We start from the raw sequence: 15,190 nt of genomic DNA, 5'->3' as shown, positions 1-15,190 counted from the left end.
GGGCGATTCCTTCAGCCGACAATGGACGACCGACGCAGCAGCGCGATGACGCTGCCGCCTCGGCAAAATTGGCTCTCATTGAGGGAGACTGAGTGACCCCGCAGGTTGAGCAACGTCGGGGGAAGAAATTCTTAAAAAAATGCGGAGTGGTCAGCTCAGCAGGACGATTCCGCCTGGAAGGCGTTGAAGCTTCGCCTGAAAAGTGTGCTCGAGCTGCAGCAACACCCGTTCCATCTGGTCGATCCGGAAGCGGCCGCTAAGCAGTCTTCGCCCTAGCGCAGGGTTCACGAGGATGATGCGGCCCGGCCGATATCGGTTCATTTCCTCGACCGCATCCGCAAGCGGTGTGCTGCGGAACTCGACAATGCCCCGCCGCCATTCCGATTCGACCGCCAGATCGACCGTACCGATCTCGCTCAAGCCGACGCCGTCATACCGGACCCGTTGTCCCGGACGAAGCTCAGCGACATCATCGCGAAATTCGATCCGCAATTGGCCCTCGAAACAAGTCACGTTGACCACGGCATGATCGCTGGTCGCAATGTGGCGGACATCAAACCGGCCGGAATCACTCACCGTCTTGCCATTTGCGGCAAACACGGCCAGCGACCGCGCCAGACGACCCTGCGTCGCAAACGATGCTTCCCCGGCAAGCAACTCGATGCAATCCTCCTGCGCGGTCGCCGGACGGATCGCAAGACTTGTCTGTGTATTCAGGTCGATCGCGACGGCCTCAACGAAGCGGATCGTCTGTTGTTGGCCGGTGCCGGTGCGAAAATCGGCCCGCAGTTCCGAAAGCGATGGCCACAGACCAAGCGGCGGATTCATCACGCCGTAGACGGCCGCTATCCCAATCACGGCCGCGCCGCCACCCAACATCATACGACGGTTCATCGCCGCTTTGCGCTGCCCGAACTCCTTCAGGGGACCCATAAAGTCCATGTCGCGGCCGTGCTGCGCACGGCCAACTACGCCCATCCTGCTCCAAACGCGTTCCGCGTCCGCATAGGACTTGGCATGAAGCGGGCTCTGCGTACGCCAGCGCAGCGCCGCCTGCAATTCCTCCGGCGTCGCTTCACCAGACGTGATCTTTTGGACCCAACCGACAGCTTCATGCTCGATGCGGCTGAGATCTGGCCCTTGGCCATGCTCTTTGCTCATCGCACTACCGCGCTTCTCTCCGCACGACGCCCGAGGATACGGCTCGCAATCTTCATAGTTCTCTATACTAAGACGGTTCTGGGAGGCCGAAACGGCAACGCTATTCCATCAACTCTTTCCAGCGCGACAGACAGTGCTTGTGCGCCAGCATCAGCTCTCTGGCAACCAGTCGTCGCGAAATCCTCATCTGGTCGGCAATGACCTGGCGAGGGACATTGCCGACACGCGCCGCCAGAAAAATCGCGCGCCGACGCGGCGGAAGTTCTGCCATGATCGTCTCGAACGCCGCAAGCTCCGATCGGGCGATCAGCTCCTCCTCCGCCGTCGGCTGCCCGTCTGGAATCTCCAAAGCGTCATCCAGCTCGACGTTGCGGCTGTGGCGCTTCTCGCGGCGGCGTCGATCGTCGGCCGCATTCAAGGCGGCGCGAAAAAGATAATGCTCGGGACGTTGGACCGCGCCGGCCGGCTCCAGCCGTGCCAGACGCAACCACGTATCATGCATGGCCTCGCCCGCGAGGTCGGCCGAGCCCAGGCGCAGGGTCAGTCGCTTTTTCAGATCGTCATAGCCGTCGATAAACAGCCTGCGCATGATCGCCAAGGCGGTCTCGGTCACGGCGCGGCTCCATGAGCGCGCAGGCGAGCGTCTGCGGTTGCGCAGCCCGAATTCACGCCAGGGCCTTGCGGCACGAACAACAGACGAACCGGCTGTACGAAATCGGCTGGCGGCGGTTCTCTGAATTTCAGCCCGCGCAATGTCTGATCGATCAGTTGATCGGTACTCGCACTTCCCGACGTGCCGACGCGCAAGAGATCTTCAACAGCGCCGCTTTGCGCAATCCAGAACACGGTAACAAGACGGTAGTGATTAGGCCGCGCTTCGCGCAGCCTGCACAAGGTGTCGAGCACATCCTCCTGGATAAGCGCATAATAGCGTTGATGCGCAGCCGGCATCGCTTGCTTCGATTTGTGCTGCGGCGCGGGCGCGAGGACGAAGGTGCCTTCGGCGACGAAGCGGGCAACGAGGCCGGTCCCTGCCAGGAGGCGCTGCAAGGCCTCGGCCGGCGTCAACCGCCCTTGCACGTCGGCCGAGAGTCGCCCGTCCGCGAGGCCTCCTTCGTAAAGCGCCTCATTGCCCGTTGCATCGCCGTAGCGGCCGAGCGCCGAGGCCAGCGGCTGCGACGGGATCGAAAAATCGACGACTGTCTCGCTCCCTGACTGCGCCAGAACCGGTCGTCCAGCCGGCATCATGCCGGTCAGCGCAAGTCCAATAGCCCAAGGGGCGACATAACTGAGCCAGCAACGCTGCAAATTATGGTGTAACCTAACCGCCGTATCGGCCGACTGAAGCATTTTCACTGCCCGATCAGCAGTAGAAGCTTCGGAAAGACACTGGCTGCTGACGATTCAAGTTGGACGCCAGCAGATCCATCCCCACGCCGACGAATGTCACGACACTAAAGACGCGATATTACAGTTTCACGACACGCGTGCCGGCCCTGCCGAAAGCCTGCAGTTAGAGGAATTTGACGAGGCTCATCTGGTAAAGCATCGATGTCGTTTGATAAGACGCCTGCAGCGCCGTCTGCAGTGCCAGGATCTTGGTCGCGACTTCGTCGTCATTGATGCCTTCGATGGAATCCAGCATCGTTTGCGCCATCGCCTTGGTTTGAACTTGCCGATCGGTGGCCGCTTTGATCGAGCCCTGCGCGCCGGCGAAGTCCGCCTGAATATCTTCAATCGTCTGGGTCCCCGGGACGGTTGCCAAACTGTTCGCGACGCGCTGGTTGAGCGCGGTGACCTGGGCATTGGCATAGGGGTCCGTCGCCGATGTGGTCACAGCCGCGAATACTGCCACCGTCTGCAGTTGCGAACGCAATGCGGGTTCGTCGGCTCTGGCGCCATACTGCACCGTGATGGATGTATCGATCTGGGCTACCGCCGATCCGCGCGCCGAACCGTTCGCAGCAGTATTCTGTTCGCCGTTGTACCAAATCACGGTGTTGTCGGCAGTGCCGGCCACAAGCGTCGTGGCCGAGGCAAGCGGCGTCGTGCCGACGCGCAGCGGAGGTTGATCGAAAAAGTTATCACCGGCCTCCATCGCAGACGCTGCCACCATCGGACCGTTCGCCAGATTCTTCATCGAGGTCCCGAGCGCCGTGTTCAGGTTGGCCGCGGTCGCGGTGGGATCGGCCCCAATCAGGAAGCTGTTGGCGGCGAGCGGCGTGGTGTTCGACGCCGTCATGACAATATCTTCTTTGGTGCCGTCCGGCATGGTGAAGGTGAACTTGACCTGGTCGCCGGGCTTCGGATTGGTCGCGCCAAGATCGACCGACATGGACTTCTGCACCGGCGTTGCCGGCGGCGCCGGCGGAACGGTCGCGGGCAGGTCGACGGGCTGGGTGACGGTAGCGCCCGTTATATTTGTGGATACGCCGGTTAGCTTGATCCCGAACGGCTGCGCCTGCTGCGGAGGAGCCGGTGTTGCGTCCTCCTCGCTGAGAACAACTGATGTTGCCGGCGTGCCAACGGCATTGCCGACGCGGCCATTCTGATTGACACCGAGATCAGCGATCTTTCGCTCGGCGATGACCTGCTTCAGTCCGGCGACCTGCGCGCCGCGACCGTTCATGATCTCATCGGCCGACGCCACGGGCGCGGTATCGGTAGCACGGCCGGAAAACAGATAGCGATCGCCTGACTTCGCGTTGAGCATGTCGACTGAATCGGTGAAGTCGAGCAATGCAGTCTTCTGGCCGGAGGTATGGCCCGCATCGTCGAGATCCGTGCTTGCGCTGACGGCGGCGCCCTTCACTTCCGACCCGATCTTCACCAGTTGCTGCAGTGAAAGGTTGACGACACCAATGCGCGTGTTCAGATTGGTCGCAGTATCGGAATAGGCTCCTATCCCTGTGATCTGCGCGCGCAGCGCGATCGCAAGGCTGCGGCCACTCCCCTGTCCAGCGTAAGTATTGGAAATCTTGCCGGACGCGAGCTGCTGCGTCAGCGTATCAAGCTGACTGCGCAAATCGAGAATGCCCGAGCCGATATAGGATGTGCGTTGACTAACCCCGGATATTGTCATGGCTGCCTCAGAATACCTGCATCAGGGTCTTGTACATGTCGTTGACCGCCGACATCACGCGCGCGTTTGCCGAATAAGCGTTCTGTAACGACAAGAGATGCGCCATCTCTTCATCCATGTTCACGCCCGAGGACGTCGACATCTTCTGCTGGAGCGTGCTGAGCACGACGTTCTGACCATCAGCAAGCTGCTTCGCAGCGTCGGCATCTGCCCCCTGCTGACTGGTGAACTGTCGCATGAAGCTGAGCAGCGTGCCCTTGAACGGCGCGCTCGCACTACCAACCCCGCTCTGCGCACCAAACGTGTAAGTCGCGTTGCTCAGCTGATTGAGGATGAACGAGGGCCGTGTGGTGTCCCCTGCGGGCGTCGAACTCCCGTAGGTTACGAGCTTGGCAGGATCATTGATCAGCGCGCTGTTGACCGTCAGGCGTCCCGCAAGACCCGTTATCTGAGATCCCGACGCGCTGATCGCACCGCTGTAAGGTGAACCGCTGTCAGTGAAGAGATCGATCTGCGGGCTGCCATCGCTCAAGGCGTTCGTGCCCTTGGTGACCGTAACCGAGGCGCTATCGATCCGGGCGAAAGCGGGATTGCTCAGAACGCTCAGCGATGTGCTTGTCCCGCTGAACGTGACGTTGCCACCAAGAGCCGCGTTGAGCTGATCGAGCACCGACGAGAACGACCCGGAGAAATCGATCCCGATCACCTGATCATTCGGGTCCGCCGTCACATCGTTCGACAGCGGCAGCACGCGGGGGTCATCAACCCGCACGAGGGAGATTTGGCGCTGTTGATTGGTCGCCGCATCGGTATAAGTGAGATGAATGACGTTGCCGGATTTCATGCCCGAGACATCGAGCGCAAACCCCGAAGGCGTTCCGGCGGGGACTGGCGAGCCCGTTATCGGGGTGCCCGCTGTTGTTTGATCGGACAACGCGCTCGACAGCGACGCAGCAAACTGGTCGAGCTGGTTCTGTGCCGTGACTAACGTCTTGTCTCGCAGCTCGGTATAAGCCGCGATCTTGCCCGATTTGATCGCACCGGTAGCCGTGAGATCGATCGACGCGCCACTGCCCGGAAACTCAAGTATGACGGAGCCAAGCTGGCTCTGATTGGGATCGCTGCTCCAAGTCGTATTTGCACCAACGGTGGCCTGAGCATTGAACGACAGGGTCGCGGCTTCGTTACCCACGAGCTGGATGCCCGAGCCGGTAAAAACCGTGACCTGGTTGGCGCCATTGGTCGTGACACGGATGTCCATCAGCTCGGACAGCTGATTCACATACTGGTCACGTTGATCGAGCAATGCGGCGGTCGACGCATCGGTAGACGTGCCGCCGGATGGATTAGCCTTCAATTGGTTGTTGATTGACGCTATCTGCTTGAGCAGATTGTTCGCCGTCGTGACCGAGTCCTTGATGCCGGTCTCTGCGGTGCCGCGCAAGGTTTGAATACCTTGCGTCATCGAGTTCAGTTGTTGCGTGAGCGTCGACGCCGCGTTGAGAACGCCTATTCGGGCCGACTGGCTGTCAGCGCTGGTGGTGAGCGCCTGCAGCGCCGTCGTGAGGTTGTTAAATGCGCTCTCCAGCGTTCCGATTGAACCCGGATCTCCATAGAGGCTTTGCAGTTGCTGCAGAACGTTTGAGCGAAGCGAGGCATACGACGCGCCCGACGTTTCCGTGCGCAACTGCGCCTGGATATATTGATCGAGTTCACGATTGATCCCGGCGACGACGACGTTGCTGCCATGTGCACCGGCATAGGACGTGACCTGGTCGAGCGTCTTGCGAACATAGCCGGGCGTTTCCGCATTGGCGACGTTCGATGAGACCAGCGACATCGCCGCCTGGTTGGCGCGGAGGCCGGACATGGCGATGGCGAGGGCGTCATTCAGACTCATGACAAGTTCCTCTCAAGCGGTTACGCGCGCGCCGGTGTCAATTACCGCATCACGTTCAGGAGATCCTGGACCATCGTGTTCGTTGTCGTGATCACCTTGGTGTTCGCCGAATAGGCCTGCTGCGTCACGATCAATTTTGTGAATTCGTCAGCGATATCAGTGTTCGAAGATTCGAGCGACGAGCCCGAAATACTCCCGCCTTTTCCATAGAGCGCGTCTCCGGATTCGTTGGTCACTTCAAAAGCGCCGCCGTCGACACGCTTCAGGAAGTTAGCGCCGTTGAAGGTGGCAATAGAGACCTCCGCGAGATCGATGGTGCGGCCGTTCGAGTAGGTGCCGACAACACGTCCCTCGTCGCTGACCGATACGCTTTGCAGTTGACCCGCGGCGTAACCGTCCTGCTGCAGTTGGTTCACTTGCACGTTGCCATTGGTGTCCGCAAACGACGTTAGTCCGCCGGTGCCAAATGCCATTGTGACGTTACCCAGGCTGGTACCATCCACGGTAAGCCCGGCCAGCGTGATCTGACTGACCACCGGCTGCATCTGCCCGTTCGGACCAAACTTGAAGTCCGTTCCGACGTTCTGCCAGGCAACGGTGTTTCCGGTCGCGTTGGAATTGACCTGGTAGAATAGATTCCAGGTATCCGTCCCACCCATGGTGGACGATTCAACCTTGGCCCAGCGGAACTGCAGGCTGACTGGAGCGCCGTTGCCGTCATACACGGTCCTCGCGCCTCCGCTTATCGACTCATCCAGGAAGGCTTGATTGTCGCTGCCAATGACGACGCCGGTACCGGCTGTCCCGCCGCCCGCACGCATCCCGACAACGGTGCCCGAGAAGCCCAGCGCTTGAAATGCTGCGACAGCCGATGCGGAAGAACCTGCGGCGAGGCTGAAGTCACTTGCCGTGCCCGTATTCAAGGTGATTGCGCCGGTGCTCGACACGCTGGATGCCGGTGATGGCGAAACATTGCCTGTAAGACCGTCAATGGTGGTTAAAAGGCTTCCAACCGTCGCGGTGGCGAGATCGACAAAGGTAGTGCCGGCGACAGGCGCGGGCGCGGCTCCGGTATAGAAGGAGATCGTCTTGGTTGTGGTCACACCGCCCGTGGTGGTCTTCAACACCAGAGTATCACCGCTGGCAAAGCCCGCCGTGAGCGAATCCGTGCCCGCCGCGCTCACGAGCGACGTTGCTGCGGAAATGGGTTTCGCTATCGTCTCGAGGTTGTTCCGCGCATTACCGGTCACGGGTGTATTGGCAAATGGCGTCGCGGCCGTTCCAAGGGTTCGTGGATTGGATATGAAATCGGCAGGCCTCAGCAATTCCGAGCCTGGCACTGATGTTTGGTGCTTGGTTGTCAGCGGGTAGCTGGCGAGATTGGCTCGATAGTCGATCTTGGTGGTTGCCTGCGACGGCAGGAAATCGTTCTGGAACCTCAGGACTTCTGGCGTACTTCCGGCGGGATTTCCGGTCGTCGGATCAATCTTCACGCCCTCGAGATAGTAGCCGGCACCGTTAACGAGATATCCGTTTTTATCCAGCGTAAAGTCGCCGCGCCTAGTGTATCGGTTGACGCCGTCGAATATCGGCTGGCTGTCAGATATGCTGCCCGGCTTCTGCACGGCGAAGAAGCCGTCGCCGTTGATCGCCATGTAGGTGGAGACCGAAGCCGACTGAACGGAGCCGGCAAGCGTGTTGGTGCTGCGCGAGTTCGCAACCACGCTGCCTGCAAGCTGCGCGTTCGTGCCGGTGTCGGGAATGAGGTCAAGGAAGCTGGTGTCGATCCGCTTGAAGCCGGTCGTCTGCGAGTTCGCGATGTTACCGGAAATGTTTTCCAGCGCGTACGAGTTTGCCCGCAGTCCTGCAACGGACGTGGTCAGGGCGCCGAAGATACCCATTACATCATCTCCAATGGATCCGGGCGGCCGCCGGGATGCTTCAGGTGTCATGGCCGCAACCGCTGGGATCGTTGCAAGCCGCCTGCCAATGAAAAAATGCAATAAAATCAGATAATTGAGACTGCGAGATAGCGGCAAGACCGGATCAAAATTGCCGGACCGAGCAACTTTTGCCCACCTGTTCGCGTGCCGCGAATACGACGTCGCCTTGCCGGGAACGTCGTCGTCCCGAGGTCAGTTGACCGCGGCGAAGCCAAGCGCCGCGCGGACGGTTGGATCGATACGTGCTGGAGTCCAGGGCGGATCGAACGTCATCTCGACATCGACCGAGCCGACGCCCGGCACCTCCGCAACACAGCTGGTCACGCCTTCTTGCAGGAAACCGGTCGCGGGGCATCCTGGGGTGGTCGCCGTCATCGTGATGCGGACGGCGTCTCCGATGACCGAGATGTCATAGACGAAGCCGAGATCGACGATGTTGTGACCGAGCTCGGGATCGATCACGACACGCAGCGCGTCCCGAATACGGTCGACGAGTTCGCTTGTCAAGACGGAGCCCTCACGGTCAGTTCGTAGGTCGCGCCATCAGGCGTGAACCCTCCGAGCCAGCGGTATCCACGCTTCTCGAGCTGCGGAAACAGAAAGACGGGCTCACGGCGCAGCAGCGCGGAAAGAGTCTCGCCGGGACCTAGTTTCTCGGCGGCCGCAAGGATCCGGACCATGGGCTCAGGAGGATCGAGGTCGCGATTGTCGAGCGTCACAGCAGGCTCCGGCCAATTGTCGAAGCTCGGCGTGCCGCTCGGAGCGGCCGTGTTCTCCGTCGCCTCCGCCGGCGTGAACAGAACTTCCCATTCGCCGCCGTCGAGCGCGCGCTCGGAATGCATGAACCCTCTGTCTGCCATGACGGCGAATAGCGGGATCGGCTTGAACGTGGCGTAAAGGCGGAGCCCCTGCCCTGCCTCTAGGCGTTCTAGTGCGGCCATGATGACCGAGAACGGTTCGCCGCCTGCACGCAGGATCGGACGGACATCTACGTCGATGTATTCGGTCATGCTTCTTCCCTCCGTTTGGTCTTTAGTTCCTTGCAAACAGCAGATGGGGCGCGCGGGCGCCGCCCGGAAGGCGCAGCGGATTCGCGACATCCGCAAGCTGCCGCGTCCGGATCACTTCGCGAACGATGCCGATGACTCCGGCCGTCATCGCCATCGCGGCGGCCCGGAATCCCCAGGGTTGGCCGACCGGCAGCATCAGCGTTCCGGTCCAGACGCCCGCGTAGTAGATCACGAACCACTTCGATGCCCTCCGCTCCGCGACGAGGTCCTGAACGCGGGGAGTCGGGGTTCGTCCCATCACCGGACCATAAGTCTCCAGCCAGGTCAGGAACGCTACGATCTTGTAGAGCTTGGCGAGGACCAGGCCCGACAGCCAGCCGAAGACGGCGAGGAAGGCGAAGGCTCCGACATGCGCGGCAAAGTCGCCGGTCACGACAAGCGCTGCGCCCAGAAGCGCCGTCCCCGCCAGGCTCGCGAAGGACAGCGTCGCCATCCGCGTATTGAGCTCGAGCTGGCGGCGCTTGCGCGCGCGGAAGATTGCGCACACGTCGCGCCCGTATAGAGCGGCAGTCGCCAGGCCGAGGACCGCGGCAATCGATAGCACCACGTCCAATCCGGCAAAGAGCTCGACCGCGAGGACGCCGCCGACCACTGTGACGGCGATCGCGAGCGCGCCCGCCATCAACGTCGTGCCGCTTTTCCGGTCGTCGACGTCAGGCGAGAGCATGAACATGGACAATAGCCGGTAGCTGACGCCCATCGCCGTCAACGTCAGCCAGCCGCCAAGACCGGCGATCGCGTGCAGCGGCACGCCGCCGGCCAGAAGCGATTGCCCGGTCGATCCCGCCCACCCCACGAGTGCGAACGCGAACACCGCGCCGAAGGAGACGGTGACACAGAGAGAGGCCAACCCGACGAGGACGAAGCGGGCCGGCCCCACCGGCCGCAACCATGCGGTCAGCCCGAGATCGACGACGATCAGCCCGAATCCGGCGATCAGCAGGACCGCGCCGAGCGGAAGCAGCCAGAGCCAGGCCGGCAGCCGACCTCCCAATGCCAGGAAGCCCGCGAGCAGCGAGGCGAGACCGGCGGTCAGAAGACCCAGAGCAGGCAAAGCCCACTTCTCCGAGAACAGCGGCTTCGCCACGAGCACAGGCACGAACTGGAACAGCGCGCCGCACATTGCGAGGCTGAGCCATCCGATGCAGACCACGTGCGCGAGGACGAGCGTATCCGGTGCTGCAACATCGGCCGCGGGAAAGCCGACGCCCGCCACCATCAGCGCCAGCGCGACGAACAGCCAGGCGATCGCCATCGCGAAGTAGCTCATCGTCCATCGTGATATGCTGGCGCCGATCATCGTGATCTCAGAACTCTCTCTGCATCGCCGCCATTGGCGTCTTTGGGCGTCATTCTCGTTCAATAACCGTAATCGTAGGTCGTCACGATCGAGGGCTCTTTGTCGGAGCACAAATTGCCGTGTCCTTCACATAGAGCGTTTTCGAGCGAAGTGGACACCGGTTCGCGTGAAGAAAACGCGTCAAAACAAGAATCTAGAGCTTCGGTTCTGATTCAATCAGAACCGAAGCTCTAGCTGTTTGATCCCCGACAAAGATCGAACCGCCCCAAATCTGCAATATTGGGTTCATCATGAACGGAGGACGCGATGCGGATTTTCGAAAGATTGCGACGACGAAGCCGAAGAGATCGCGTGATCGAACGCAAACTTTTCGAGGCTATCACCGACGATATTCTCCGGAGGCTCGAGGAGGGAACGTCGATCCTGATTTTCCCCGAGAGCAAGGCTGCCTGCTGCCCGGTCGAAGAGAAGGTGCGTCAATAGGTCTGGCTTTGCGCTATATCAATGCGCCTGTCGCTTTCGGCAATAGAATAGCTGTTAATGTGTGGCGCTGCCCCGGACGGCGGCTGGCTCCCGCCATTCGACTTACTAAAGCCTGATGCGATTTGATTAAATCCGCAGCGACTGCTTTACCTCTTCCGCTTGCGGGGAGGTCGGCGCGCCAGCGCCGGGTGGGGGCTCTCTCCGCTTGCAAGGACACCGTGAATCGCGGAGATACCCCCACCCCAGCCCTCCCCCGCAAGCAGGAGAGGGAGCGCAGTTGCCATCGGGGATGCCAAGCGATCTGATCGCATCACGCTCTGGCGAAGCTGAGGCCGGTAGACCGTTACTTGGACGCGGTCTTGCCGGCTTCGAGTTTGTCGAAGAGCGTCGCGAACACCTGCTTTGCCTTGCCGCTCTGTGGGACTGCCTTGGCCTGATCGACGTTGCCGGGCGTTCCGACCACGATCATCGCGACCATGCCCATGCCGTAGTGGGGAAGACACTTGATGCCGTAGACACCCTCCTTGTCGAATTTGACGGCAATATCTTCGCCGTTCTTGCCGACGAACGGCGTTGCGCCGTCGGGAAGCATGCCCTTGATGGATTCGGCGTTGTGGCCCTTGTCGGTAGACAGGAACTTCACGGTGTCGCCGGGTGCGATCTTCACGAAGGCCGGCTCGAACACCATCACACCTTCGGCGCCCCTGTTCAGGAGCTTGACTTCCACGTCCGCCGCCTGGGCGCTTCCGGCCAGGATTAGAGCCGCCGCCGCGCCAACCAACATCGCAATCTGTCTCATGCTTTCCACTTCCTGAAACTTGCGCCCGAGGTCCACCGGGCTCCCGCAAGTCAGATATCCCCGCCTCGCCCGGTCTAGGTTGCGCCAGCTCAACTTCGTCGTAGAATCCTGGACTAAGAACTCTGACGAGCCGCTGGGGCTTGCGTCGGCCGCCGATAGTCCCCGCGGCACATTGGAACGAGGATATCCATGGCCGCAGTCGACCGCTCGCTGGTCGCGAACCTACCGATGTTCGCCGGGCTTACGCCCACCGAACAGGACGAACTGCTGCGCGAGGCGCGTTCGATTCGATACCCGAAGGGGGCCGCGGTGTTCGACCAGGGCGCCGAGGCGGATCGCTTCTTCCTTTTGCTTCACGGACATCTTCGGGTCGAGAAGACGACATCGCAGGGGCAGCAGTCCGTGGTCCGCTACGTCTCGGCCGGCGAGCTGTTCGGCGTCGCGCAGGCAATGAACCTGACGCACTATCCGGCAACCGCCGTCGCCGCCGTGGACAGCATCGCGCTCGCCTGGCCTTCGTCCTCCTGGCAGCGCCTGATCGTCAAATACCCGAGCCTCGCCAGCACCGCGCTCCAGACCGTGGGCAGCCGTCTTCAGGACACGCAAGCGCGCGTCATGGAGATGTCAAGCGAGCAGGTCGAGCAGCGCGTCGCCCATGCACTGCTCCGCCTCGCCAAACAGGCCGGCAAGAAAGTCCATGCCGGTGTCGAGATCGACTTCCCGATCAGCCGGCAGGATGTCGCCGAGATGACCGGAACGACGCTGCATACCGTCAGCCGTATTCTCAGTGCGTGGGAGCAGCAGGGCCTGGTCGAGGGTGGCAGGCAGCGCATCGTTCTGCGCGACACACATCGGCTGCATAGTCTCGCCGAAGGCGAAGAAGCCGTTCAGGCACACAAGCGCGAGCCCTAGAGCATGATCCGATTCCTTCTAATCGGATCATGATCTAAGCCGCTCTCGCAGTATCCATGAGCTTCGACACGAAGACGCCGGTGTCTACGCCGTGTTCGCCGCATGCTTCTTCGATCGAGTGGAAAGCGCCGATCGGACAGCCGACACATAGCATCCTGAAGTCGAGAAAGACGCCTATCGCGAGCGGCCATCGACGCATCACGTCGTCGACCATCATATCCGCGGTAGGCAATGCATTCGATTTCATGTCGCTACCTTAACGTGTTTGCCTCCAGTTATCTTTGATCGTCCGCAAATTCTTAAGCAGATCTCATCGTCGAATAAATCGACATCTCATTGTTCCAGAGCAAAGTGTCTGGCCACCAGATCGCACATGATGCACGCATCGAATTAGGACGATTGAAGCGATGGAGAACATCATGCTGACGAGAAGGACCGCCCTTATGGGAGCCGCGATCGCGGCGCTGATGATAAGTACGCCGGCGCTGGCCGCCGACGATCTCAAGCTGCCACGCGAACGTGTCGAGCTGGTCGCGCCGCCGTTCGTGCATGCGCACGAACAGGCGACCAAAGCCGGACCGAAGATCGTGGAGTTCAAGCTCACGGTCCAGGAAAAGGAAGTCGTGGTCGACGACGCCGGCACCAAATTTCATGCGATGACCTTCAATGGCTCGATGCCCGGCCCGATGATGGTTGTGCACGAAGGCGACTACATGGAGCTGACGCTGGTCAATCCCGCGAGCAATTCCATGCCGCACAACATCGACCTTCACTCGTCGACCGGAGCGCTGGGCGGCGGCGCGCTGACCAAGGTCAATCCGGGCGAACAGGCGGTGCTGCGCTGGAAGGCGACGCGTCCCGGTGTCTTCGTCTATCACTGCGCGCCTGAAGGCATGGTCCCATGGCACGTGGTGTCCGGCATGCACGGCACGGTGATGGTGCTACCGCGCGATGGGCTGAAGGACCGTGACGGCAAGCCGCTACGCTACGACAAGATATTCTACATCGGCGAAAACGACCTCTACATACCGAAGGACGCGAACGGCAAGTACAAGACCTACGATACGGTCGGCGAGTCCTATGCTGATACCACGGAGGTCATGCGCAAGCTGATCCCGACGCACGTCGTCTTCAACGGACGGGTCGGTGCGCTGACCGGCAAGAATGCATTGACTGCGAAGGTCGGCGAGACCGTGATGATCGTGCATTCGCAGGCCAACCGCGACACCCGTCCTCACCTGATCGGCGGGCACGGCGACTATGTCTGGGAGACCGGCAAGTTCAACAACCCGCCGGAGAAGGATCTCGAGACCTGGCTGGTGCGCGGCGGTTCGGCGGCAGCCGCGATGTATACCTTCCGTCAGCCTGGCGTGTACGCCTACCTCAACCACAACTTGATCGAGGCCTTCGAACTCGGAGCCGCAGCGCACATCAAGGTGGAAGGCAAATGGAGCGATGACCTCATGAAGCAGGTCTCTCCTCCCGGCCCGATCCCGGCCGACAAGCTCGGCGCCGCCGACCCGGTGACCCTAAGCCGGTAGGTGGAGCTGAAGGAACGGCCCGCGGTCCCTACCCGCGGGCCGTTTCACCAAGTGGAGGCGACATCATGCTCATCCTGATGAAAATGAAGACGGCCATGCTCGCTGGCGCGCTGGCTGCGCCGATCCTGGCCACCGTGTTCTCGCCCGCGCCTCCGCATGATGACTACGGTGCTGTGCGCCTCTCTCCTGTTTCCTTCAGCTATCGGGCTGCCGGCGATTTCTCGCGGAATGACAGACCGGTCGAAGGGCCGCTGCGCAAACTCCGCCTGCCTGCTGATCTCACTGTCATGAAGCGGCAGGTCACGGTCGCCGAGTACGTGCGCTGCGTCGATGACGGAGCATGTCCAAAGGTGCCGGTCCCCAACGGCTCCCTGGACCTGCCCGTCGTCGGCGTCAGTTGGCACAACGCCTCGGCCTATGCTGCATGGCTGTCGCGCAGGACCGGCGTTACCCATCGCCTGCCGACCGACGAGGAGTGGACATTCGCGGCCGCCGAGAAGGCGCGCGACGAAGCGTTGCCGCTGGTCGACCCTGCGGATCCGGCGCAGGCCTGGATCGCCCGTTATGAAGCCGAATCCGCCCGCTCCAAGCCTGCCGAAAAGGCCGCGCAACCCGGGGGGACATTCGGCACCAACAGCAACGGACTGGACGACCTGGCCGGCAATGTCTGGGAGTGGACGGATAGCTGCTTCGTCCGCGCCTCGCTCGATGACGGAGGTGAGCGGATCACCAACACGAATTGCGGGGTCCGCGTCGTGGAGGGAGCCCACCGCGCCTACATGACGGATTTCATTCGTGATCCCAAGTCCGGCGGATGCGCCGTGGGCATTCCGCCGACCAATCTCGGCTTCAGGCTCGTCGTCGAGCCTTCCAGCTCGGTCGCCGCGGCGATCTCCCGGAACATGGCGAAGCTGCTGCCGCGGACATAAGCGGACGGGTTGAGCTAGAACAAAGTCATTCCCCCACGGGTCCGATAGATCATGCGGAGACGAAGGAGGA

Annotated in this window: 15 protein-coding genes; 4 read left to right on the top strand and 11 right to left on the bottom strand. The window is 61.4% G+C overall.

Annotated elements, in window-relative coordinates:
• Nucleotides 1-150: 150 nt before the first annotated feature.
• From ACZYOF_RS05170 to ACZYOF_RS05130, 9 genes are all read right to left on the bottom strand, one after another.
• Complete coding sequence (locus tag ACZYOF_RS05170; protein WP_463715035.1) at nucleotides 151-1,161, bottom strand: FecR family protein; 1,011 nt, start codon at nucleotides 1,159-1,161, stop codon at nucleotides 151-153.
• 100 nt (nucleotides 1,162-1,261) lie between these two features.
• Nucleotides 1,262-1,774: a sigma-70 family RNA polymerase sigma factor gene (locus ACZYOF_RS05165; protein ID WP_463715034.1), complete on the bottom strand. Its 513-nt coding sequence runs from the start codon at nucleotides 1,772-1,774 to the stop codon at nucleotides 1,262-1,264.
• Nucleotides 1,771-2,406: an STN domain-containing protein gene (locus ACZYOF_RS05160; protein ID WP_463715033.1), complete on the bottom strand. Its 636-nt coding sequence runs from the start codon at nucleotides 2,404-2,406 to the stop codon at nucleotides 1,771-1,773. Before ACZYOF_RS05160 ends, ACZYOF_RS05165 begins: the two co-directional genes overlap by 4 nt.
• Nucleotides 2,407-2,674: 268 nt before the next feature.
• Nucleotides 2,675-4,243 carry a flagellar biosynthesis protein FlgL gene (locus tag ACZYOF_RS05155; protein WP_463715032.1) on the bottom strand — a complete coding sequence of 523 codons (1,569 nt, stop codon included), beginning with the start codon at nucleotides 4,241-4,243 and terminating at the stop codon, nucleotides 2,675-2,677.
• Between the two features lie 7 nt (nucleotides 4,244-4,250).
• Nucleotides 4,251-6,143 carry a flagellar hook-associated protein FlgK gene (gene flgK / locus ACZYOF_RS05150; protein ID WP_394567450.1) on the bottom strand — a complete coding sequence of 631 codons (1,893 nt, stop codon included), beginning with the start codon at nucleotides 6,141-6,143 and terminating at the stop codon, nucleotides 4,251-4,253.
• Nucleotides 6,144-6,184: 41 nt separating this feature from the next.
• The gene (locus ACZYOF_RS05145) at nucleotides 6,185-8,044 is read right to left on the bottom strand and encodes a flagellar hook-basal body complex protein (RefSeq protein ID WP_463715031.1); all 1,860 of its coding nucleotides are present in this window, start codon (nucleotides 8,042-8,044) and stop codon (nucleotides 6,185-6,187) included.
• A gap of 234 nt (nucleotides 8,045-8,278) precedes the next feature.
• The gene (locus ACZYOF_RS05140; protein ID WP_463715030.1) at nucleotides 8,279-8,593 is read right to left on the bottom strand and encodes a metal-sulfur cluster assembly factor; all 315 of its coding nucleotides are present in this window, start codon (nucleotides 8,591-8,593) and stop codon (nucleotides 8,279-8,281) included.
• Nucleotides 8,590-9,096 carry a DUF2249 domain-containing protein gene (locus tag ACZYOF_RS05135; protein ID WP_463715029.1) on the bottom strand — a complete coding sequence of 169 codons (507 nt, stop codon included), beginning with the start codon at nucleotides 9,094-9,096 and terminating at the stop codon, nucleotides 8,590-8,592. Before ACZYOF_RS05135 ends, ACZYOF_RS05140 begins: the two co-directional genes overlap by 4 nt.
• A gap of 22 nt (nucleotides 9,097-9,118) precedes the next feature.
• Complete coding sequence (locus ACZYOF_RS05130) at nucleotides 9,119-10,426, bottom strand: hypothetical protein (protein ID WP_463715028.1); 1,308 nt, start codon at nucleotides 10,424-10,426, stop codon at nucleotides 9,119-9,121.
• Nucleotides 10,427-10,807: 381 nt separating this feature from the next.
• On the opposite strand from ACZYOF_RS05130, the gene ACZYOF_RS05125 reads away from it, so the two are divergent.
• Nucleotides 10,808-10,939 carry a hypothetical protein gene (locus ACZYOF_RS05125; protein WP_282526816.1) on the top strand — a complete coding sequence of 44 codons (132 nt, stop codon included), beginning with the start codon at nucleotides 10,808-10,810 and terminating at the stop codon, nucleotides 10,937-10,939.
• A 343-nt stretch (nucleotides 10,940-11,282) separates the two neighbouring features.
• On the opposite strand, the gene ACZYOF_RS05120 is transcribed toward ACZYOF_RS05125, so the two are convergent.
• Nucleotides 11,283-11,738, bottom strand: coding sequence for a pseudoazurin (locus ACZYOF_RS05120; RefSeq protein WP_463715027.1), 456 nt, complete (start codon nucleotides 11,736-11,738; stop codon nucleotides 11,283-11,285).
• Nucleotides 11,739-11,927: 189 nt separating this feature from the next.
• On the opposite strand from ACZYOF_RS05120, the gene ACZYOF_RS05115 reads away from it, so the two are divergent.
• A complete protein-coding gene (locus tag ACZYOF_RS05115; protein ID WP_463715026.1) occupies nucleotides 11,928-12,650 on the top strand; it encodes a Crp/Fnr family transcriptional regulator in 723 nt (240 codons plus the stop codon).
• Between the two features lie 34 nt (nucleotides 12,651-12,684).
• On the opposite strand, the gene ACZYOF_RS05110 is transcribed toward ACZYOF_RS05115, so the two are convergent.
• Complete coding sequence (locus ACZYOF_RS05110) at nucleotides 12,685-12,897, bottom strand: DUF1858 domain-containing protein (RefSeq protein WP_463715025.1); 213 nt, start codon at nucleotides 12,895-12,897, stop codon at nucleotides 12,685-12,687.
• 172 nt (nucleotides 12,898-13,069) lie between these two features.
• Between ACZYOF_RS05110 and nirK the strand changes: the two genes are divergently transcribed.
• Together nirK and ACZYOF_RS05100 are read left to right on the top strand one after the other, a co-directional pair.
• Nucleotides 13,070-14,191 (top strand): copper-containing nitrite reductase, encoded by a 1,122-nt coding sequence (gene nirK / locus ACZYOF_RS05105; protein WP_463715024.1) that lies wholly within the window; start codon nucleotides 13,070-13,072, stop codon nucleotides 14,189-14,191.
• A gap of 65 nt (nucleotides 14,192-14,256) precedes the next feature.
• The gene (locus ACZYOF_RS05100; protein WP_463715023.1) at nucleotides 14,257-15,120 is read left to right on the top strand and encodes an SUMF1/EgtB/PvdO family nonheme iron enzyme; all 864 of its coding nucleotides are present in this window, start codon (nucleotides 14,257-14,259) and stop codon (nucleotides 15,118-15,120) included.
• The last annotated feature ends 70 nt before the right edge of the window (nucleotides 15,121-15,190 follow it).

The sequence above is a fragment of the Bradyrhizobium sp. LeoA1Lang genome, assembly GCF_055413685.1.
This window is presented reverse-complemented; position numbering and strand designations above follow the sequence as displayed.

Excerpts from the sequence above, each read along its gene's own strand:
- ACZYOF_RS05135 (WP_463715029.1), bottom strand. The coding sequence starts at position 9,096 with ATGACCGAATACATCGACGTAGATGTCCGTCCGATCCTGCGTGCAGGC.
- ACZYOF_RS05155 (WP_463715032.1), bottom strand. The coding sequence starts at position 4,243 with ATGACAATATCCGGGGTTAGTCAACGCACATCCTATATCGGCTCGGGC.
- ACZYOF_RS05110 (WP_463715025.1), bottom strand. The coding sequence starts at position 12,897 with ATGAAATCGAATGCATTGCCTACCGCGGATATGATGGTCGACGACGTG.
- ACZYOF_RS05170 (WP_463715035.1), bottom strand. The coding sequence starts at position 1,161 with ATGAGCAAAGAGCATGGCCAAGGGCCAGATCTCAGCCGCATCGAGCAT.
- ACZYOF_RS05130 (WP_463715028.1), bottom strand. The coding sequence starts at position 10,426 with ATGAGCTACTTCGCGATGGCGATCGCCTGGCTGTTCGTCGCGCTGGCG.
- flgK (WP_394567450.1), bottom strand. The coding sequence starts at position 6,143 with ATGAGTCTGAATGACGCCCTCGCCATCGCCATGTCCGGCCTCCGCGCC.
- ACZYOF_RS05160 (WP_463715033.1), bottom strand. The coding sequence starts at position 2,406 with ATGCCGGCTGGACGACCGGTTCTGGCGCAGTCAGGGAGCGAGACAGTC.
- ACZYOF_RS05115 (WP_463715026.1), top strand. The coding sequence starts at position 11,928 with ATGGCCGCAGTCGACCGCTCGCTGGTCGCGAACCTACCGATGTTCGCC.
- ACZYOF_RS05100 (WP_463715023.1), top strand. The coding sequence starts at position 14,257 with ATGCTCATCCTGATGAAAATGAAGACGGCCATGCTCGCTGGCGCGCTG.
- ACZYOF_RS05120 (WP_463715027.1), bottom strand. The coding sequence starts at position 11,738 with ATGAGACAGATTGCGATGTTGGTTGGCGCGGCGGCGGCTCTAATCCTG.
- nirK (WP_463715024.1), top strand. The coding sequence starts at position 13,070 with ATGCTGACGAGAAGGACCGCCCTTATGGGAGCCGCGATCGCGGCGCTG.
- ACZYOF_RS05145 (WP_463715031.1), bottom strand. The coding sequence starts at position 8,044 with ATGGGTATCTTCGGCGCCCTGACCACGTCCGTTGCAGGACTGCGGGCA.